Here is an 18,387-nt window from a genome sequence, read left to right as displayed (position 1 = left end):
GATGAAGAACGTCGAAGTGACTGATTGGCGCGCCGTCATCGCCGAAATCGAAAGCAATATTGACCGCATTTGGCTCGATGAGCCACCAGAACTCCGCAAGGTCGTAGCCGGCGTCATCGACAGCGGCGCTGGTTCAGGCAAGCAGGTGTTCAGCGTCCTGGTCCACCTGGAGGCCTACCTTATGATCGTGAGCCAGGACATCGTCTTCCGCTTTCAGAAAACGTCGTTGCACGACAACATCGGCCTGGAGCAGATGGTGACCATCACGCGGGAGTTCCTGTTCGGGACGTTCCACATCTTCGAGTTCATGGAAGACCTCGGTCTCACGGGGATGCACGAGTTGGGCGAGAAGTATAACCAGGCGCTCGGCTTGGTGACCACCAAGGAAGAGTATCGCGATCTGACGGGGTCTATGCACACCTATATAATCAAGCTCCATCAGTGGATTCATCTGATGTTCCCGTGGAAGCTCGGCGTGGCCTTTCCGCATAGGTCTCCGGAGGAAGTCAAGGCGCTCGCCGCAATCGTCTGAGGGCGAATCCGCATCGACAACAAGACGCCGAAGTCAATCGGCGTCTTTGCGATGCCACTGGGTTACATGCTTTTTCGTAAGGCAGGACGCGTCAGTTTGTCGATGCTGAGCGGTCCGGGACCGGCCGCGACGAAGTAAAGGAACACGAACGAGAAAACCGCTGCCGCATATCCGTCGTTTTCCGTTGGGTAAAAACTGACTGGCAGGTGGACCAGAAGATACGCGAATGCCATTTGGCCACTGAGAAGGAACGCGGAGATCCGCGTGAGTAGCCCTACAAGAAAGAGTCCTCCCGCGGTCAACTCGATTACTCCCGCAATCCAGTCAAGTGATCCCGGCGGAGGAGAGAACGGTCCGGGATGAAAGTGGAAAATCTTTCCGATCCCGAAGGAGAGGATAACTAGCCCCAAGGCGATCCGAAGTGCGCTGAGAAGGTACGGTTGGATTTGCGACAGCTTGACTTCCATTTGGACTTTCCCGAACTAGGCGTTGTCTCAAAAACAGGAAGACAACTAGGCAGCTTCTGAGGCTTGGCCGTAAGTTGCACGGTCATGCGCTGGCGGAAATCATACGCTCGTATAGGCGAGGAATGCCGCGGGGCTCTTCGCGTGCTTGGCCCGTGTGGCAGGCAGACCGGGATCGACGATAGCGTTCCCAATCTTTGCGATTAGGTGGGTGACGAGAAGGATGATTCCCGACCTCGACGTCTCATCCCTAGATTTCGCCGTGTCCCTCTCGAGGACGGTCAACAAGGTCTTAGAAAATCAACCCAGTGATCCTTGAGCGATATTCCACGCTCGGCCGCCTCGCGCTTCCGCCTAAGCATCTCCTGGAATGTGGATGCCGGCGTTATCGACCACGTTTTGGCCGACCATGCAATTCCAACAATTTTTCGTAGTGCTCCTCGACCCTGCGGCATGCCTCGCGGGACATTGCCTCCCATCCGTTGTGGGGCGAGATATGCTCTCGCACCCAAGGAATGTGGGTGATGTTCCACTTCCACGTACCCATCTTGCCGTGGCTCGCTTGGTCAAACTGGATGCGGCCGAACGGCTGTTCGCCGTCGAAGCCGGTGAAATCCTGATGTCCTTCTCCTGGCCAAGTCTCGCGCCATTTGTAAATCGGCTGGTACACATCTTTCATTGCGTGGACTCATTTCACCGGTAGACGGCAGTTTAAGTACCTGCTGATGTGATGGTTCCATGACAAAGCCGCCGAAACCAAAGCCCCTCCAGCAGGATGCTGATAAACCGGTTCCATCCCGGCCTCGGCTCTCAGGCAAATTGCAGGTCGGCCGCGATCATGAGCAGTGAAGGCGGCACACTGGCTGTCTTGGTGCTGACTGGATAGAGCTGCCCTACGGCTTGCCACGTGGCGAGGGGCGCATTGGGCTCGACAGGCCATAAATCGTGAGGCCGTAGCTGCTTCCGAGTTGCCTCCATGACATTTCCACGATGTTCAATGGGACTTCCTCCCATCGAATTCGTCCAGCATGGCTTGGACTGACGCAATTTCCTCCTCGTCGCTGATCTTCCCCGCGATCCATTTGGCGCGGATTGCGGCAATTCCTCCGTGGGTTGGATCGCTGCGAAACGGCTCGATCTTATCGACGGATTCAAATACCGACCGCGGGCGACGGCCTCGGCCGTCTATCTCTGATGCTCAACCTTGTAGCCGATTGCCTCGAGCGCGTCGGTGATCGCATGCGGCCCGCCCGGATTCGGCTGCGTCGTGCTCACGAAGTGGGAAGCTCCATGGCCAACATATCCCGCCGCCACGAAAGCCGCGTTGATCTCCTGAAACTCGAACGGCCACAAGCCGCTCGTGCGAAGGATGAAGGAAACGCCCTCGGCATCCGACTATTCGAGATAGATGGTTTTCATCGTCAGTCTCCAAGCTCGCGATAATGGCCGTCTAGGCTGACCCCACAAAAGCCTGTCGGGGATATCATCGACGTAGAGGCCGCGATCGAGAAACGCAATCTTCAAGACGAAATCGCGGGTCGCCGTGATGAGCTGGCCGTCCTTGGTGGGGAGGGAAACACATATGAGCAAACCGGATCGGCGGCCGGGTCGTTGTTGCCACGATGAAAGCGGCGAACCGCTTCCCGATCTGTGGTCCAGTCGAAGATTTCGTGGCTGCACTGGTAGTTGCCTACTAAAGGACGCGGATCGATTCACCTTCCGTTGACTCCAAGCGCTTCCGGCATCCTTGGGGGCAGATCGTTCGCTCCGGAGGTTAAGGAAGCCTGGCAATCTCATACTGCCGTATGATTGCCAGCTTCCCCCAACCGTCTCAAAAAGGACGCTGATATCGACCCCTAGCTCGTGATGTGCTGCGTCATATGACGGCCGACGGCGATCGCAGGATTTTGAGGATGCAAGCATGAGTGAGACGAAATTTGAAAATCAGCCCGGATGGATTGATGTTTTCGGTCCGAAGGTAAAACCACTCACCGTCGCAGACGATGAACACAGCGGATATGCTGTCCTCCTCGGTGTGCTAGACCCAGGGATCGCAATTCCGCTGCACTGTCACAACGACCGCGAGACCTTTTATGTTCTTGAAGGTGCCATTGAGGGGTACTCAGGGGTTTCGTGGCACCCGCTCGGTGCCGGCGATGTTTTTGATGTGCCAGCCAACACTATTCACGCATGGCGGAATGTGTCCGCTCGGCAGGCGAAAATGCTTATTGTGACAACCGCTCGCATGGGGGACTTCCTCCAAGAGATCGGAAGGCCGGCAGCAGGCCGAACTCCGCCTACGCCACAAGATATCGGGGCGTTTCTGGCAACGGCAGAACGCTATGGCTACTGGATAGCTCCTTCCTCGGACAACGAAGCGGTTGGTATTTTTGTTTAGCCATAATCAACCCAGGGCCGTCGATCACATCGCGACCGTAAGGTACCGGGTGGTTGTTCACCAAGGCCAAGGCTTGTCGTCTTCGCTGCCATTGCCCGCGGTTTTTACAGGCTCCAAACCCAACAACTCAAGTGGGTTCACAACAGAGGCGCTTCCGATGCCGGGGAGGGAAGTGGTTAAATCGGACTGGTGCGTCAAGTAGTCCTCCTCTTCCTCGTCATCGTCGGCACCGTAGTCGGCCCCATAATCCTCGATTGCGTATCCCGGCTTCCAGTCCTCTGCGGGTTCGTCTTTTTCTTCGAAGACCTTCGGAAGCGCCTTCCACTCGATGATGCTCGCGCCGGCGGCATGAAGAGCCATGAGTGATGAGGGAAGGTCCGCTTCCGCCAACCAGCTGGGATCGCCGTAGCCGAGATGAACGAGTTCCAAGGTCAACGGCCAAAACGACCCCGCAATTGGGTTCCCCGGAACCTTAGCGCGAAGCTTTGTTTTCAAGCGCTTGTCAGCAGTGAGCTTGTTAGCGCTCATGTGTGCCAACAGTGCCAGCGGCAGTGGCCCAGAGTTGAGCAAGATCGAGTCCGAAGTTTTTCGAGGGATTGAAACCTTTAGTTCCTTAAGCAACCAAAGCGCCCAAACGACCTCGGAGTCTCTCCCGATCACCGCGTTCTGATCAATTGTGAGAAGCGCCACGTCTTGCCAAAGCTTTTGATCCACCGTGCTGAACCACAATCTTGACCGCCAGGCAATGACGCGAGCAACGTAGTCGAAGGAGTGCGGAAACTGTACCGCACACTGAGCGAGGAAATGCTCGAGAAGTTCCCAGTTCGAACCCCACAATTTCTCTTCGTCGAGTACACGGATTGCATGACGGATAATCCCGTCATCACCGGATTCCGAGGTCTCTTCTATAATTTTACTCAAGATAGACAGCGTCTCGTTCTTTCGCCTATCCACGCCCACGCGAAGGCTATCAATGAGTTCACGGTCAAATTCGAATGGCCAGTTATCAGCGAACACGAGCCTGGTTGATACAATTTTTGTCTTGCTCTCGTTAATGTCGAGTTCAAAACCGCGGAGCGCCAGACGAAGGTTTTGAAGATGCTTCTCGCATTCCTCCCGGGTGTTTCCGGCGATCCAATAATCATCGACGTGGCGCACATATGCCGGGGGATTGGTCCCCGCATATCGGTCGAGAAAATTTTCGTCCACGGCGACCATCAGCAGTTCTGCTGCGACTTTCGAGACGTCGGGCCCGACTGGAATGCCGATCGTCTGACGAGACTGGGAGTTTCGGAGAATGTAATCGAGCTTATCACCGAGAACCGCAGTCGCGCCGGGCTTGGTCGCGGCTTTGGCCTGTTGCTTGCCACTGATCGCCCAAGGTAAGCTATGGGTGTAAACCGAAGGGTAAAAGCGGGCGACGTCTGTCACCAAACAAAACTTGTACCGGGAAAATGCGCGAAGCCTGATTTGTGGCAGGTCGGAGTGGGGCGTAATCCGAACATGCCGGATGCCGGATGCCGTTAGGGTGGGTGTCGAAGCAGATCCTGGAGACTTTAGCAGCAGCGGAGCCAAACTCTCCCAATGCTTCTCGTAAAACAGACCGGCGTCTCGTATGAAAGCCGGATGCGGCATCCCGAAGACGCGACGCTGGCCGCCACGCTTGCTGGCGTTGTACAGAGCGTGTTCGCCTTCGGCTTTTTTGCCGATGCCATAGGAGGTGCCCAAGGCGGCAAAATGCTGCCACAGGTTTTTAGTTGTGAATACTGGCGGAATGTTCTCAGGGAGAATTCCGACCTTCACGAAGAGTTCGGCTTGCGGGGTTGTCATTTTGCGACGGTACAGCCCAGATTATGTTTTAAAAAGACTGAAGTCTGGGCGGTGGAGGTTCATCAGGCCTTTGTTCACAAAAATCACCTACCGCAAAGCCGCCCCGGCCGAGTTGTGGTTCCAGACCTGTGAGAAAGCGAGAAGGCCGCGACTTGCATTTCGACCTCAAACCTGAGCGTCGAGATTTCGTTCATCTTCGTCCGTCCGCAACGAATTGCCGGACTGCAAGGCCTCAAATACACTTTGGGCGCGACGAGAATGATTGATCAGGTTTGTGATAAGTTCTCTGAGAGCCTGCACGTCGACATTGCCGCGGTCGATGAACCGCAGGCAAGCATGGGCTTCAACTGAGATTGCCGTCAGCGGGTCCGCTAGATCAACGAAACGGGCAGGTGGGTTTGCCGCTTCGGCCCAAGGCTGTTCGGAATATCGAGCGCGTGATTTATTGCTCTGTCGGGTCACCGTTGTCCCTCCACGGAATTCTGACGAATTGCTTCCCGCCGACATAGTTCCCTGAGCGAAAAGCCTCCGCGCCTTTCATGCCACTTTGCGGCAGACACGGCCAAATATGCCGACTAGGTCCTCACTGGCGGTTGACGTGACTTAGAAACAACCTGATACGCGCGTCATTGTCTTCTTCAAAAAAATCGCGACACTGATACTGTCCGTGGACCTGTCCGTTTTCCAGGAACCAGATGCTGTCAGCCACCGCCTTGGCGAAGCCCATCTCGTGCGTGACGCAAACCATGGTCATACCTTCTGCTGCCAACTGGGATATGACGCTCAGCACCTCGGACACCATCTCCGGGTCGAGCGCGCTGGTCGGTTCGTCAAAAAGCATTATCTCTGGATTCATTGCCAGACATCTGGCGATCGCAACCCGCTGCGCCTGGCCACCGGAAATCTGTTCAGGATAGGCTTTCTCTTTTCCCGCAAGGCCCACACGCCGGAGGAGCGAGGCGGCCTGATCCTCAGCCACCGAACGAGGAACTTTCTTCAGCTTCCTTGGTGCGAGAGTGATGTTGTCCAGAACGGTAAGGTGAGGGAATAGATTAAACTGTTGGAAAACGAAGCCGAGGTTCATTCTGAAACGATCTACATCGAGCCCCCGCTCATGGATGTTGCGGCCTTGAACGTGAATCGTACCGTCATTGATTTCCTCTAGGCGGTTGATCGTTCTGATCAGTGTGCTTTTCCCCGACCCCGAGGGGCCGCAAAGGATGGTCACTTCGCCTTTTCGAAATTCACCGGAGACATTTTTCAGGACGTGGAGCGGCCCGAAGTGCTTGTTCACTCTATCGAGGACTATCATGCTGCCGCTACTCCGCGTGACTTTCCGATCCGCCGCTCGAGCAGACGCGCTGCCGACGTGAAGGCAAAGCATAGAATGAAGAATGTGATGCCCAAGATGCTGAATACCTCCACGGGCTGTACCATAAGCGACGCGTTGGCCTGGCTGGCCGCGAAGGTAAATTCCTGGACGCCGATGACGAGGCCCAACGAGGTCTCTTTGATGATCGAGACGAATTGACTTAGCAATGCGGGAAATGAATTGTAGAGGGCCTGCGGTAGGATGATGAGAACCATCGTCTTCGTCTTTGGGAAGCCGAGCGCCTTCGCACCTTCGAACTGGCCGTGCGGTAGAGCTTGGATTCCAGCCCGGATAACCTCTGCGAGATAGGCGCTTTCATAGAGCACCAGCGCCACCACCATTACCCAGAAGGGATTTACGGCATGCCCGGTCAGTATGGGCAAGAGATAATAGGACCAAAACACGATCATCAGAAACGGCGTCCCGCGCATAATGTAGACGACCGAACCGCTCAGCCACCGCCAGTACGGTTTCTGGCTGATCCGCGCCACCGCGATCAACACGGAGCACGGGAGCGCCAGAGCAAGGCACATTATTGCGAGACCAAGTGTTCCTGCCAGACCCCCTATAGGGCCGTGAGGGTATTGGCCGATCAGGAAAAGCAGCCCGTATTCTCTGATGATCTCAAGCATTCGCGCTTCTCCGGTCCCGTTTTGCGATTCCTTCGAAATGATTTCCCAGCACCATGAGCAGTGTCGATCCGGCGAGATAGATCACCGTCGCGACAGCAAAGATCTGGAAGGTTTGAAAAGTGTCGTTTTCGATCGCACGGGCTTGGTACATCAGATCGTGCACACCGATTGCCATGGCCACCGAAGTATTCTTGAAAGCAACAGTGTGCTGTTCAATAGCGGCGGGATAGTTGCCCGAAACGCCTGAGGCAGGATGATGTATGCCATGGTCTGGAGGAAACTGAACCCGATCGCCCGCCCTGTCTCGAACTGCGTTTTCGGAATAGCTCGGATCCCGCTCCTGAGAGCTTCTGAGAAATAGGCTCCGATACAGAATCCCAAAGCCAGCGCGGCCAATACGAATTCGCTATTCCAGCGATTGATCCATTGCTGGGCGGCTTCGGGCAAGAGCATTGGCATGGCAAAGTACCAAAACAGCACCTGCACCAGCAGAGGTATGTTGCGACAAACTTCTACGTAGCCCGCGGCGATCCATTTGACACCTGGCAAGGGTGCCATGCGTAAGACGACGATGATGATGGCGAGGACCAGAGCTATGACCCACGCCAACCCGAAGAGGGCCACGGTCACACCGATGCCTTCAAGCAACCATGTCCAATAGGGTGGACGGAGCACCGCCGAAAAATCTAGCATCGTGATCCCATTGCACCGTCGATGAATTCAATGGGCCAGATACTTGGTAACCGGCGCAATGGTGAATGTCCGGGTTATACCAGCCGCGCCGAACCATTTCTTGTATATGGAGTCCGCCTCGCCTGAGGTCTCGAGGGCCTTCAAGGAATCGTTTACCTTCGCGGTAAGCGCCGTTTCGCCTTTTGCTATTCCGAGGCCCCAGGGTTCGATCTTGAGCGGATCGGGAACGATCTCGAATTTCTTCGGGGACTTCTCCTTGAACTGGAGGGCCGCGACGTCGGTCAATGCCATGCCATCAACTTTATTCTGTACGAAGGCCAGAAATGCACTCGGAATATCTTGGTAACTCATGAGCTCGACGCCGGGCACAGACTGCCGGAGGTACTGCTCCGAGCTCGATCCTTTTGCTGTGCTGATCTTTTTCCCTGAGAGGCCATCAAGTTTCTGGATGCCAGACCCTTCGTCAACGATCACGATTTGCCTGCTGACGTAGTAGGCGTCGGAATAGTCGATTTGTTCGGCTCGCTCCTTGGTATATCCCAATGCGGCTACCAGCACGTCAATGCTGCCCTGACGCAATTCCGGAATTCGTCCTTCCACTGAGACCGGGGTGACCCGAGCCTGCAGCCCCATTTTGCCGGCTACTCCTTTGCAGAAGTCGATGTCATAGCCGACGAGTTCCCGCGTCGCCGTATCCTGAAATCCAAACGGCTTAGCGCCAGTGATCACGCCGCATACCAGCGTGCCGCTTTTAACGACGTCTTCCAACTTGTCGGCGAATGCAGTGGAATGTCCCGCGGTGGCAAGCGCAGCGACTGAAGCGAAAAGCGTAGCGTAGATTTTCATGCTGGTTCCCCTTTATTGGCCAACGTCAATCTCTGGACGGCGCTGGCGATTTGCTGACATGCGCGATCGATCAAACTGTCGGATGTCGCGAACGACATACGCAGATATGGAGAAAGCCCGTATGCCGAACCCGGCATCGTGGCGACGTGAGCTGCTTGCACGAAGTAAGCTGCCACATCGGTGTCGGTTTCCAATATCGTGCCATCCGGGCATGTCGCGCCCAACAGTCCCGCAACCGACGGGAAGACGTAGAAGGCTCCCTGAGGCTCGACGCAGTCGAACCCCGGTATCGCGTTCAGTGCTTGGACGAGGCGCTTGCTGCGCGCTTCGTAGACGGCGCGATTACGCTCCAACGCGGATTGATCGCCAGTAAGGGCTGCAAGTGCGCCTGCTTGGCTAATGGTGCCCGCGCAACTCGTATCCTGTGAAATAATGCTGTTGATGGCTTTGATGAGCCAGCTCGGTCCCGCAGCATATCCAAGTCTCATGCCGGCGAGGGCATAGGCTTTCGACACGCCGTTCGCGGTTAGTGTCCGATCCAACAAATCGGGGTTGGCCTGAGCGAAAGCGGTAAACTGCGTATCACCAAAGATGAAGTGCTCATATATCTCATCGGAGAGGATCAGACAGTCCGAATAGTCACGGAGCACTTCGCCCAGTTCACTCAGCTCTTTCCGAGAATACACTGCGCCCGTGGGATTGTTCGGCGAATTCAGCACGAGCCACCTGGTCCGTTCCGTTATGCGCTCCCTCAGAACGCCAGGTGTCAATTTGAACCGAAGGTCCTCCGTGCATGGAACCTCAATCGGGACGCCACCATATAGCTTCGCTATATCGGGATAAGATACCCAGTAGGGAGCCGGAATCACGACTTCGTCACCTTCGTTGAGAGTCGCGCAAAAGGCCGCGAAGATAATCTGCTTTAGCCCGGTCCCAACCGATATTTGCGCGTCGTCGTAGGCCAACTGGTTGTTAGCATGGAAGCGATGGCGAATGGCGTCAACCAACGGTCGATTGACGACTTTGTAGCCTGTCTGGCCGCGTCTGAGCGCATCCTGCATCGCTTCAATCACAGCCTGCGGCGGCGCAAAGTCAGGTTCGCCCACGGTCAGGGATATGATGTCACGTCCTTCGCTGCGAAGCCTTCCAATGTCCGCAAGGGCTGCCATGCTCGCGGAAGGTTGAACAGAGGTCATCCGGTGCGCGATGGGGTTCTTTCCGAGGCCAGTGTTCGCATTCATCGTACGCGATCTCCGACTGTTTTCATCATCGCGGTAATCCACGACTGCTCGACCGTGCCGGTGAGAATCTCCTCGCGGATGCGGGCTTCGGCTGCTTCACGCTCTTTGGAATTTCTCAAGACGTCATCTATGACTGTGGCGGAGAATGTAAGCAGTCCGTCTTCATCGCCGACGATGATGTCTCCGTCCGCAACCACCTGACCCCCGATCGAGACCGGGACGTTGATGCGGCCCGGTCCATCTTTATAAGGACCCTTATGGACCACTCCACGGGCGAAGCAGCCGAAATCGGTACGCGCTTCGAACTCCGCTAGGTCGCGTATTGCGCCATCGATAACGAACCCGCGGACCTTCCGTTGAAGCGCGTAGTCGAGTAGGAGACCGCCAACGAGCGCGTTGTCCATCGCCCCACCGCCGTCAACCACAAGGATTTGCCCGGGGGAGGCAAAGCTCAAAGCCCTGTAGATTGCAAGATTGTCGCCGGGGCGCGTCTTGACGGTGAGGGCGGTTCCCACCAATCGTCCGCCGTTGTCGAACCTTTTTAGGCCGTTGATGCCGTTCAGGCGGTCGAGGGTGTCGCTCATCAGCGTTGTCGAAATTGCCGATAGCTGATCAAAAACCTCGGGGGACATCACCGCTCCTATGCCTTTTTTTGAACATTAGACAAATATCGGCATAAAAAAAGCGATTATATTTCACCTTAACCTATAGAAAATGGTAATGGGTTTAAATGATCACAACTCGCCAAATTGAAGCCTTGGTCTGGACAGTACGGCTTGGCACGCTGTCGCGAGCCGCGAGACGGCTCCACGCTGCCCAGCCGACAATCTCCAAACGATTGCAGGAGCTTGAGGCATTGGTGGGGTTTAAAGTTTTCGAGCCGGAGGGGCGGTCGGTTAAGCTCACCCAGAAAGGTAACGAGCTATACGGTATCTGCGAGAAGATTTGGCAGCAGTTGTCCTATGTCGACGAGCTTCGCGGCAACGCGAGCGCGGCCCCCATGCAGCTCGCAGTCGGCGTGACGGAGTTGGCGGCTCAGACCTGGATTGCGAAAATGGTAGAGAAGATGCGCATCCAAATGCCGCATGTTGTTACCACCCTGACCGTCGGGCATTCGGCGGCACTGCGCGGGCAACTCCGCTCCGGTGAGTTGGACCTGATTGTTTGCGCGGCGTTCACGGGCGAGGGCGATTTGACGTCCATCAGGGGAGACACCGTCGAGTTCGCGCTCTCCTGCAGTCCGAGGTTGCTTCTTTCTGGAGTTTCCCACAGTGGAAAGGACCTCTCCGGGCAATGCCTTCTTAGTCATGGTCCCGTCGGGGTTATCCCAGCGTTTGAGTCCTGGATGGCGGACCTGGGGTTTCGCCCCCGGGAATATGTCTACGTGGACAGTTTGGTGGCCCAAGTGGGGATGACGGTTGCCGGTATGGGTCTGGCCGTTCTCCCCTACGCGTGCTTTAGTTCGATGTTTTCCTCGGGCTTGCTTAGAAAAGTCACGACCGAGGTACCGCTAGAGCCTGTAGCATACCGCATCTACATGCGGGGTGGCGTGGAAGACGGCGTTATCGGCAAAGCAGCAGAAATCATCTCTTCCGTCTGTGACTACTCGCAGAGTTTCGAAATCTCGGTGGGATCGAACGTGGCCGCTTGAAGTCTCGTAGCACGAGCCAAGGCGCGAGCAATATACTTCGTTTAATGTTCCTAGATGCCAACGGTAGATCGCTGAACTGCGAAGAATGATACAGGATGTTCACAGGCAGCCGGAATCAACTGCCCTAGTAGATGCCGCTACAGTCTCGAGTGATTGTCACATCTGCGGCGGTGCGAATACCGATTGATCAAAATGTGTGGCTGCCTGTGTAGGGAGCTTCCATTCGACGGCTTTAACGTCTTGGCCGCCAGGCAGGCTTTTCATCGTCGACCAACCGGTCTTTCCAAGTTCCTTAGAAGTGGCGGGTATCCCGAGCGTCTTCTGGTATTCTATGAGCTGGTCCTGGGCCTTGGGGGTAAGTGCCAAGCGGGACGAACCAGGTGTTGGGTCAAGTACGGTGTAGTCGTCCGGATGGAGACCTTGTGCCTGCAGAACCCCGTTTAATGTGGACTGCATGGAGATGACTTCGAATGGGTACGCCGCTTTTTCCGAGCCAGCTTTTCTCAGGCTTGCAGCAAGTTCGGTGGTAGCTATAGCAATGAAGCCGTAATCCCCCTTGTCGATAGCGATCCGAAACGCGTCCGCGTATTTGGTCGCGGTCTCCTTATCGGACCCGAAGATGGATTCCCATGCCTTGGGGTCCCCAAGAGAACCAGGCGAGATCATTTGGCCTACCGCTGTCGGCACATAGTCGTTGAATACGACTTCCGGCGTCTGGCAGAACCGGATGTCGTCGGGATTGCTTCTCGTGTAGAAGCCCATTCGGTCTCGTTTGAATGCCTTGAAGCGGACCGACGCGTCACACTTTGACATGAAGACTTTGGTTCCGTCGTTGGTGGCTTCGCCTTCGATATTTGCCCATGCAGCGTTGTCGATGCTCATCTGAACGTCGCTTGAAACAGGAGCCCCTTGAGTGGATATTGTTTTGATTAGGAGAAAATCCGCACGGGCTGTCCCCGCCGTGAGGGCAGCGCCTGCGACTAGCAGCCAGAAAAGTGTGAAGTGACTACGCCTTTTCATCTGTCTTCTCCTCCCTCGTTCCGAAGAGCGCGACGACCAGGGACACCGCGAAATAGATAGCCAAAAGGAAGCCGAGGAGCCCCATCGCGGCCACCAGAACCGTAAAATAATTCCCGAGCACAAAGAGAGCGATGCGATCTAACTTTCCGAGCCAGCCGGAGGGCTGAGCTGTTTCCGGGGTGATTATCCGCACCTGTGCGCTAGATTTGTCACCTTCGAGATCGTCTGAGTTCAAGACATAGCTGAAGCCTAGCGTCACGTCCTTGCTCGCCAACCCGAATCTAAATCCAACCTCGCTTTTAGGCGGGACGAGAGCCTCGACTGAGGCACCCTCCGTGTTGGAATCAATAGGAACGGGCAGGCCGCCGAAACCCTTGCTTCCGAGATATTGCGCGTTCGCGTTTATGCTCGGCATCAACGCGAGGCATGACGCTCCCGCAACGCCTTGGCCAGGTGCAGGAACGGGGCATCTAAATGAAAATCGGCCCGAATTGATCGCGGCGACCATAGACTTATTGGCGATATAGAATGTCACGGTGTTCGCCGGCCCATCCATGCCCGCGACAGTTCGAACCTCGATTATCCGCAAGTCTTTGGCCGAGTCCAGTGCGGCATTGAACATCCATCCGACGATGCCCATAAGGAATATGATCGCATAAGGAGCTTTGTCGTCTCTGAAGATATTGCCCATTGCTGAACCCGCTGGAGCGCGTTGGTTGCCTGAAGTTGCAAAACTGCACTCTATACTTCTCTTAATGGTAAGCAAGTAGGTCAAGATAGAACGGATCTGGTGGTGACTTAACGCTAAGTTCAATACTGGGTTGCGTACCTGATCAGGAACGTTCTAGTGTCCGGCGTCCGGGGAAAATCCAATGTCATCAGTATCGCGAGTTCTTTTCACCAGCTTTTTCGCTGCATCCCTTGGTTTCAATTGCCTTGCCGATAGCCCAACCGCTTCAGGAACCGGTTTCGCAGTTACCGCCGATGGTTGGCTGCTGACCAACGCCCACGTTGTCGAAGGGTGCCAGAGGATAGAGGTCAAAGGGAAGGGGGATGCCTCAGACCCCCGCGTTGATGCCACAAATGATCTCGCCTTGCTCAAGATTTCAGGCGCTGAGCCATTGAAGCCGATCGTGTTCCGGCGTGCTCCCACGAGACTCGGCGAGGACTTGGTTGCTATCGGATACCCGCTAGCATCGCTTCTGGCGGACTCGGTGAAGGTCAGCACCGGAAACGTGAACGCGCTCGCCGGGCTAAGAAACGATACGCGGTACATACAGATTTCCACACCCATCCAGCCGGGTAATTCGGGCGGGCCTGTTATCGACCGGTCTGGTTTTCTGATGGGCATCACAAGTGCCACGCTCTCCAAGCGGACCGCGGACGAGATCGGGATCACACCGCAGAATGTGAACTTTGCGATCCGCGCCTCCGTCGCCGAACTTTTCATGCAATCTCAGAGCATTGTCAGCCAGTCGGGCGACGCGGAAAAGGACCAGCCACCCATCTCGACCGCCGATTTGGCCGACAAGATCACACCGTCGGTGTTCCAGATCCTTTGCTACGGGAAGCCAGACGTGGAGGCGGCGACAAAGCCTTTGGAAATGCCGACAAGCCTCCCGACAGCGCCGGCTTCAGCGTCGCTGATCGATGCTCGGGGGTACGATGCGATCGGTTTCGACTACCGGGCTGTCAAGGACGTGACGTTTGCCGAGTGCCACGCGGCCTGCGAAGGCGAGGGGCAGTGCAAGGCGATAACCTATAACACCAAGTATGGCGTCTGCTTCCTCAAGAACAATGTGGTGGCGCTGATCAGAAACGGTGATGCCATCGCGTCGTACTCCACTACCAGGGCCGCTGACGTCATGATGTCCGACTTCACCAGCTATTCGGGTATGGACCTGCCGGGTGGGGATTACAAAAGGCTTCGCGACAGCAACTATCTCCAATGCTTCACGGCTTGTATCGGGGACAATTCGTGCAAGGCTTTCTCATATGTTCCGAAGAAGTCTGAATGCTGGTTGAAGGACTCACTCGGAAAGCCGCGCACCGCAAAGGGCGTCGAACTGGGTGTAAAGTAGACTGATCTCCATGAAAAGCAGGCCGTATTTCAATTCAAGCATTGCCGACCTCGAACGCATGTTCGACGAAAAACGCGCGGATCGAGGGTTCCTGGAAACTCTGGTCGCTGAACTCAAATTTCGGGAAACCCAACGTGCGAAGGCCTTGTTGAGCCGCGCTGTTGGCAGCCTTGGAACCTCGCCCCGAAAAGGTCGGGCTGCTCCCGCCACCAAGCCGGAACGCCCGCAGACTCCTGCCCAGCTTGCGCCAGCCTCGGTCGAGGCAGTTGTAGCCGCTCCGGTATTCACACCCGTGCCACCCGCTGGAAAAGGAAATACCGAGCTTAATCCGTATGCATCGGCGAAGGCTGGTGAGCAATTATCGAGAATTAAGGAGCCGTATGAACCTGAAATGCATGCCCAGCCGGCGACCGCTGAGCGCCGGATCCCGAGGGACGATGATCGCATTACTAACGATGGCGAGAGCGTCCTTTCAGCCTGGACGGCGATGGAGGTTCTTTCGCCGCCAACTTTCCGGCGGCCCGAAGATCTGGTCAGCGGGGAACGGCTGCGTGTCGCGAGCATTGTCGATAGGGCGCTTCCGTGGGAAAACGGCGGAGAACGAAGCAGACCCAATCAGAGGCTCTACTACCAGATCGTACTCGGGACGGTCGACATGGAGGAAGCTGTCGGAGCGCTGCTGGCGGCCTACGCCGACACCAGGGCAGAGAGACCCGCAGCTTCAGGCGAGGCCGTTCTGGCCACCGTGATGGTGGACCGTGAAGGAAAGCTGGTTGAGAACGAGGCGGTTGCGATTTCCAGTTTCGGGTGGGCGGTTCCAGTCGCCCTTTCCGGCGACCTTGGCGACCTGAGGCGATGGCCGGACGAAGAGCGAGGGCTACTGGAGGGCCTTCTGGCAAAGCTCTCGGCGAGCGATGCAGACGGCAACCCGGTACCGCTCACCCTCGATATGATCACGGGGGCATATGAATGGCTGATCAGGCGCATACGTCTTGAAACCAAGTTTGCAAAACCGCCTTCGGTCGTTCTGCGCTCGTACCAATACTATAAATTTCCCGATCCGCCCGAGGCAGTATTGCTCAATTCCTTCTTCCTGGGCGACCTCGCCAAGGCAAGAACCCTCGTCAGAAACGGCGATGCACCGCATGCTCTTCAACGCTACCTCCAGATCGCCAAGCCGCGGTATAGGAAAAACCTGATGAGCGATCGGGCCGCGCTGGGCGAGGCGCTGCAGCCGCGACATTTTCCGGCGGCGTCGTGGCCCGCCCCTGGTCGGCATCCTCTGGCGTTGCTTCAGCAATGCGCCGTAAACCTCGCGCTGCGCGATTTGGAGCATGAAGGCGTTCTTGCCGTCAACGGTCCTCCGGGAACCGGCAAGACTACTCTGCTCCGGGATGTCATAGCTGGTGTGGTGACGAGGCGGGCCGAAGTGATGATCCGCTATGACGATCCGGAATCGGCTTTCCAGAATTCGGGGCAGCGTATCAAGAAAGGGCAGACCTTCGTTCATCTCTATCGCGTCAACGAAGCGTTGAGGGGCTACGAGATCGTGATCGCTTCCTCGAACAACAAGGCGGTCGAAAACGTCAGTGCTGAGTTGCCGGGTCTTGAAGCGGTAGCCGATGGATTGACAAGCCCGGGTTATTTCAAATCCGTTTCCGACAATGTCTTGGGCCGGGAAACCTGGGGAATGATCGCCGCAGTGCTTGGCAATGCCAGGAACCGCAGCGAGTTCCGTCAGAAATTCTGGTGGGACGAGGAGTTGGGGATGCATCGCTTTTTCCAAGAGGCGAGCGGAAATCCCCAGCTGATCATCGAGAAGGCCGAAGACGGCACAACGATGCAGCGTATTCCAAAGATAATCGCGGCCGAAAGACCGCCGTCGGATCACGAGGAGGCCGTCAAACGCTGGAAAACGGCGCGCTCGCGCTTCCGCAAGGTCAGCGGCGAGGTGAAGGCGAGGCTTGCCAATCTTCAGAGGGCAAGTGATCTGTTAATTTCGATCGCCAATTACCAGGCGGAAATCGAGCTCCTGCCACAACGCCTGCAGCTTGGTCGGGCGGCTGTCCAGGTCGCGGCGGAAGCAAACGATCAGGCGAAGGTGGCTCTTGAGAGTTCGTCGGCCGACGCGGATGCCGTTGCCCGTCGCTACAAAGCCGAATTGGAGAGACGCCCGGGACTGTTGAGCCGGGTTCTCAATAACGCAGCCGCGCGCGGTTGGCAGACGTCGAGCGATGCTTTGAGGGCCGAGCTCAGCGGTGCCAAAGCCCGGCTGGCGGGCGCGGAGCGCGACGCGTCGTCCAAGGCCTCGGCTCACTCGCAGGCTCTGGGTAGCTACCGGGAACTGGAGGCCTCGTATGAGAATGTAGCCGCTGCATTGCGTCGTGACCGCGAAGTCTTACGATCGATGGAGCTCGAACTCGGAGGGACGTTTCTGTCGCCCGCGTTCTTCGAACTAAGTCATAGCGAACGTCATAAAACATCCCCTTGGTTGGACGTCGAGACGGCTCGCCTTCGCAATGACCTCTTTGAGGCTGCAATGGCAGTTCACAAGGCCTTCGTGGCGGCGGCATCAAAGCCCATTCGGCACAATCTCAATGTTCTCATGGACGGCTTCGGGACACGTTCGCTGGGCAGCCCTGAACGAGACACGCTCATACCCGATATTTGGTCGACGCTGTTTCTCGTGGTTCCTGTTGTATCCACCACGTTCGCATCGGTGGGCCGCATGTTTGCAAAGGTCGGTCCAGGCGAATTCGGGTGGCTACTCGTTGACGAAGCCGGGCAGGCGCTCCCCCAGGCGGCCGTCGGTGCGTTGATGCGAACGAAACGCGCGGTGGTCGTAGGAGACCCCATCCAGATCGAGCCGGTCGTCATACTCCCCGATCAGCTGACGGACGCCATTTGCCTCAAGTTCGGCATCGAACCGCTGACCTTCAATGCACCGGCGGCGTCTTCACAGACGCTCGCCGACAATGCCACGGAGTACTTTGGCACTTTCGAGACCAAGTTCGGAACCCGGGAAGTCGGCGTGCCCCTGCTTGTGCATCGTCGGTGCGGCGATCCGATGTTCACGATCTCCAATTCCATCGCTTACGAAAATCTGATGGTGCAGGCGAAACCCGCCAAACAGTCACTGATCCGCGACAGCCTCGGGCCTTCACGCTGGATACATGTCGAGGGTCGCGGTCAGGACAAGTGGTGCCAAGCCGAGGGTGAGGTGGTCATCGACAGCCTGCGAAGATTGAGAAACACAGGATGTACCCCGGACATCTATATCGTGACACCGTTCGTCGTCGTGCAGGATCGACTGCGGGATTTGCTCCGCCGCGATGGCATCCTGGACGGTTGGGTTGATGACCCCTACAGCTGGGTCCGGGAGCGCGTCGGAACCGTGCACACCGTCCAGGGCCGCGAAGCCGAGGCTGTCATCTTTGTACTGGGCGCGCCGGAACCCACACAGCGAGGTGCGCGCGGTTGGGCGGGCGGGCGGCCAAACTTGCTGAACGTCGCGCTGACGCGAGCAAAGGAGGCAGTGTACGTGATCGGCAACCGGGAACACTGGAAAAACGCGGGGGTCTTTCAGGCATTGGATCGACTGCTTTGAGACTGCTTTTGTCACATTTC

At 56.6% G+C, this 18,387-nt stretch carries 18 protein-coding genes; 5 read left to right on the top strand and 13 right to left on the bottom strand.

The annotated features are described in order from the left end of the window. Window position 1: 1 nt before the first annotated feature. Window positions 2-532, top strand: a complete 531-nt coding sequence (locus tag AC244Q_RS14300; protein ID WP_128406406.1) for a cucumopine synthase-related protein — start codon at window positions 2-4, stop codon at window positions 530-532. 62 nt (window positions 533-594) lie between these two features. Here AC244Q_RS14300 and AC244Q_RS14295 read toward each other — a convergent pair whose 3' ends face one another. Together AC244Q_RS14295 and AC244Q_RS14290 are read right to left on the bottom strand one after the other, a co-directional pair. Then, a complete protein-coding gene (locus AC244Q_RS14295; RefSeq protein ID WP_128406405.1) occupies window positions 595-999 on the bottom strand; it encodes a DoxX family protein in 405 nt (134 codons plus the stop codon). A 382-nt stretch (window positions 1,000-1,381) separates the two neighbouring features. Continuing rightward, window positions 1,382-1,675: a hypothetical protein gene (locus tag AC244Q_RS14290; protein WP_128406404.1), complete on the bottom strand. Its 294-nt coding sequence runs from the start codon at window positions 1,673-1,675 to the stop codon at window positions 1,382-1,384. A 1,242-nt stretch (window positions 1,676-2,917) separates the two neighbouring features. Between AC244Q_RS14290 and AC244Q_RS14285 the strand changes: the two genes are divergently transcribed. Continuing rightward, window positions 2,918-3,394: a cupin domain-containing protein gene (locus tag AC244Q_RS14285; protein ID WP_128406403.1), complete on the top strand. Its 477-nt coding sequence runs from the start codon at window positions 2,918-2,920 to the stop codon at window positions 3,392-3,394. A gap of 57 nt (window positions 3,395-3,451) precedes the next feature. Here the strand turns inward: AC244Q_RS14285 and AC244Q_RS14280 are convergent, their stop codons facing one another. From AC244Q_RS14280 to AC244Q_RS14240, 9 genes are all read right to left on the bottom strand, one after another. Continuing rightward, a complete protein-coding gene (locus AC244Q_RS14280; protein ID WP_128406402.1) occupies window positions 3,452-5,224 on the bottom strand; it encodes an RNA-directed DNA polymerase in 1,773 nt (590 codons plus the stop codon). A gap of 165 nt (window positions 5,225-5,389) precedes the next feature. Continuing rightward, on the bottom strand, window positions 5,390-5,686 hold the full coding sequence (locus AC244Q_RS14275) for a hypothetical protein (RefSeq protein WP_128406401.1): 297 nt from the start codon (window positions 5,684-5,686) through the stop codon (window positions 5,390-5,392). Between the two features lie 121 nt (window positions 5,687-5,807). Then, a complete protein-coding gene (locus AC244Q_RS14270) occupies window positions 5,808-6,536 on the bottom strand; it encodes an amino acid ABC transporter ATP-binding protein (protein ID WP_128406400.1) in 729 nt (242 codons plus the stop codon). Beyond that, window positions 6,533-7,228, bottom strand: a complete 696-nt coding sequence (locus AC244Q_RS14265) for an amino acid ABC transporter permease (RefSeq protein ID WP_128406399.1) — start codon at window positions 7,226-7,228, stop codon at window positions 6,533-6,535. The genes AC244Q_RS14270 and AC244Q_RS14265 overlap by 4 nt, the downstream gene beginning before the upstream one ends. Then, the gene (locus AC244Q_RS14260) at window positions 7,221-7,409 is read right to left on the bottom strand and encodes a hypothetical protein (RefSeq protein WP_206641074.1); all 189 of its coding nucleotides are present in this window, start codon (window positions 7,407-7,409) and stop codon (window positions 7,221-7,223) included. Before AC244Q_RS14260 ends, AC244Q_RS14265 begins: the two co-directional genes overlap by 8 nt. After that, window positions 7,379-7,921, bottom strand: a complete 543-nt coding sequence (locus AC244Q_RS14255; RefSeq protein WP_206641073.1) for an amino acid ABC transporter permease — start codon at window positions 7,919-7,921, stop codon at window positions 7,379-7,381. The genes AC244Q_RS14260 and AC244Q_RS14255 overlap by 31 nt, the downstream gene beginning before the upstream one ends. Window positions 7,922-7,948: 27 nt before the next feature. Beyond that, window positions 7,949-8,767, bottom strand: coding sequence for a transporter substrate-binding domain-containing protein (locus tag AC244Q_RS14250; protein WP_128406398.1), 819 nt, complete (start codon window positions 8,765-8,767; stop codon window positions 7,949-7,951). Further along, the gene (locus tag AC244Q_RS14245; protein ID WP_128406397.1) at window positions 8,764-10,008 is read right to left on the bottom strand and encodes a pyridoxal phosphate-dependent aminotransferase; all 1,245 of its coding nucleotides are present in this window, start codon (window positions 10,006-10,008) and stop codon (window positions 8,764-8,766) included. Before AC244Q_RS14245 ends, AC244Q_RS14250 begins: the two co-directional genes overlap by 4 nt. After that, entirely contained in the window at window positions 10,005-10,640 is a 636-nt protein-coding gene (locus AC244Q_RS14240; protein ID WP_128406396.1) for an RraA family protein, read from the bottom strand. Before AC244Q_RS14240 ends, AC244Q_RS14245 begins: the two co-directional genes overlap by 4 nt. Before the next feature lie 98 nt (window positions 10,641-10,738). Between AC244Q_RS14240 and AC244Q_RS14235 the strand changes: the two genes are divergently transcribed. Further along, on the top strand, window positions 10,739-11,659 hold the full coding sequence (locus AC244Q_RS14235; protein WP_128406395.1) for a LysR family transcriptional regulator: 921 nt from the start codon (window positions 10,739-10,741) through the stop codon (window positions 11,657-11,659). A gap of 156 nt (window positions 11,660-11,815) precedes the next feature. Here AC244Q_RS14235 and AC244Q_RS14230 read toward each other — a convergent pair whose 3' ends face one another. Next, entirely contained in the window at window positions 11,816-12,679 is an 864-nt protein-coding gene (locus AC244Q_RS14230) for a hypothetical protein (RefSeq protein WP_128406394.1), read from the bottom strand. Then, complete coding sequence (locus tag AC244Q_RS14225) at window positions 12,666-13,370, bottom strand: hypothetical protein (protein ID WP_128406393.1); 705 nt, start codon at window positions 13,368-13,370, stop codon at window positions 12,666-12,668. The genes AC244Q_RS14230 and AC244Q_RS14225 overlap by 14 nt, the downstream gene beginning before the upstream one ends. A gap of 181 nt (window positions 13,371-13,551) precedes the next feature. Between AC244Q_RS14225 and AC244Q_RS14220 the strand changes: the two genes are divergently transcribed. Continuing rightward, window positions 13,552-14,760, top strand: a complete 1,209-nt coding sequence (locus AC244Q_RS14220) for a trypsin-like peptidase domain-containing protein (protein WP_128406392.1) — start codon at window positions 13,552-13,554, stop codon at window positions 14,758-14,760. 10 nt (window positions 14,761-14,770) lie between these two features. Continuing rightward, on the top strand, window positions 14,771-18,367 hold the full coding sequence (locus tag AC244Q_RS14215) for a DEAD/DEAH box helicase (RefSeq protein WP_128406391.1): 3,597 nt from the start codon (window positions 14,771-14,773) through the stop codon (window positions 18,365-18,367). Window positions 18,368-18,387: the final 20 nt, after the last annotated feature.

Source organism: Rhizobium sp. CB2179 (genome assembly GCF_057653455.1).
Note: the sequence above shows the minus strand (reverse complement) of the source record. Positions and strands in the feature narration are given on the sequence as shown.

Bases quoted from the DNA above. Each gene is read 5' to 3' on its own strand.
- AC244Q_RS14230 (WP_128406394.1), bottom strand. From the start codon at position 12,679: ATGAAAAGGCGTAGTCACTTCACACTTTTCTGGCTGCTAGTCGCAGGC.
- AC244Q_RS14270 (WP_128406400.1), bottom strand. From the start codon at position 6,536: ATGATAGTCCTCGATAGAGTGAACAAGCACTTCGGGCCGCTCCACGTC.
- AC244Q_RS14220 (WP_128406392.1), top strand. From the start codon at position 13,552: ATGTCATCAGTATCGCGAGTTCTTTTCACCAGCTTTTTCGCTGCATCC.
- AC244Q_RS14225 (WP_128406393.1), bottom strand. From the start codon at position 13,370: ATGGGCAATATCTTCAGAGACGACAAAGCTCCTTATGCGATCATATTC.
- AC244Q_RS14250 (WP_128406398.1), bottom strand. From the start codon at position 8,767: ATGAAAATCTACGCTACGCTTTTCGCTTCAGTCGCTGCGCTTGCCACC.
- AC244Q_RS14300 (WP_128406406.1), top strand. From the start codon at position 2: ATGAAGAACGTCGAAGTGACTGATTGGCGCGCCGTCATCGCCGAAATC.
- AC244Q_RS14255 (WP_206641073.1), bottom strand. From the start codon at position 7,921: ATGCTAGATTTTTCGGCGGTGCTCCGTCCACCCTATTGGACATGGTTG.
- AC244Q_RS14215 (WP_128406391.1), top strand. From the start codon at position 14,771: ATGAAAAGCAGGCCGTATTTCAATTCAAGCATTGCCGACCTCGAACGC.
- AC244Q_RS14265 (WP_128406399.1), bottom strand. From the start codon at position 7,228: ATGCTTGAGATCATCAGAGAATACGGGCTGCTTTTCCTGATCGGCCAA.
- AC244Q_RS14285 (WP_128406403.1), top strand. From the start codon at position 2,918: ATGAGTGAGACGAAATTTGAAAATCAGCCCGGATGGATTGATGTTTTC.
- AC244Q_RS14245 (WP_128406397.1), bottom strand. From the start codon at position 10,008: ATGAATGCGAACACTGGCCTCGGAAAGAACCCCATCGCGCACCGGATG.
- AC244Q_RS14290 (WP_128406404.1), bottom strand. From the start codon at position 1,675: ATGAAAGATGTGTACCAGCCGATTTACAAATGGCGCGAGACTTGGCCA.
- AC244Q_RS14240 (WP_128406396.1), bottom strand. From the start codon at position 10,640: ATGTCCCCCGAGGTTTTTGATCAGCTATCGGCAATTTCGACAACGCTG.
- AC244Q_RS14295 (WP_128406405.1), bottom strand. From the start codon at position 999: ATGGAAGTCAAGCTGTCGCAAATCCAACCGTACCTTCTCAGCGCACTT.
- AC244Q_RS14280 (WP_128406402.1), bottom strand. From the start codon at position 5,224: ATGACAACCCCGCAAGCCGAACTCTTCGTGAAGGTCGGAATTCTCCCT.
- AC244Q_RS14235 (WP_128406395.1), top strand. From the start codon at position 10,739: ATGATCACAACTCGCCAAATTGAAGCCTTGGTCTGGACAGTACGGCTT.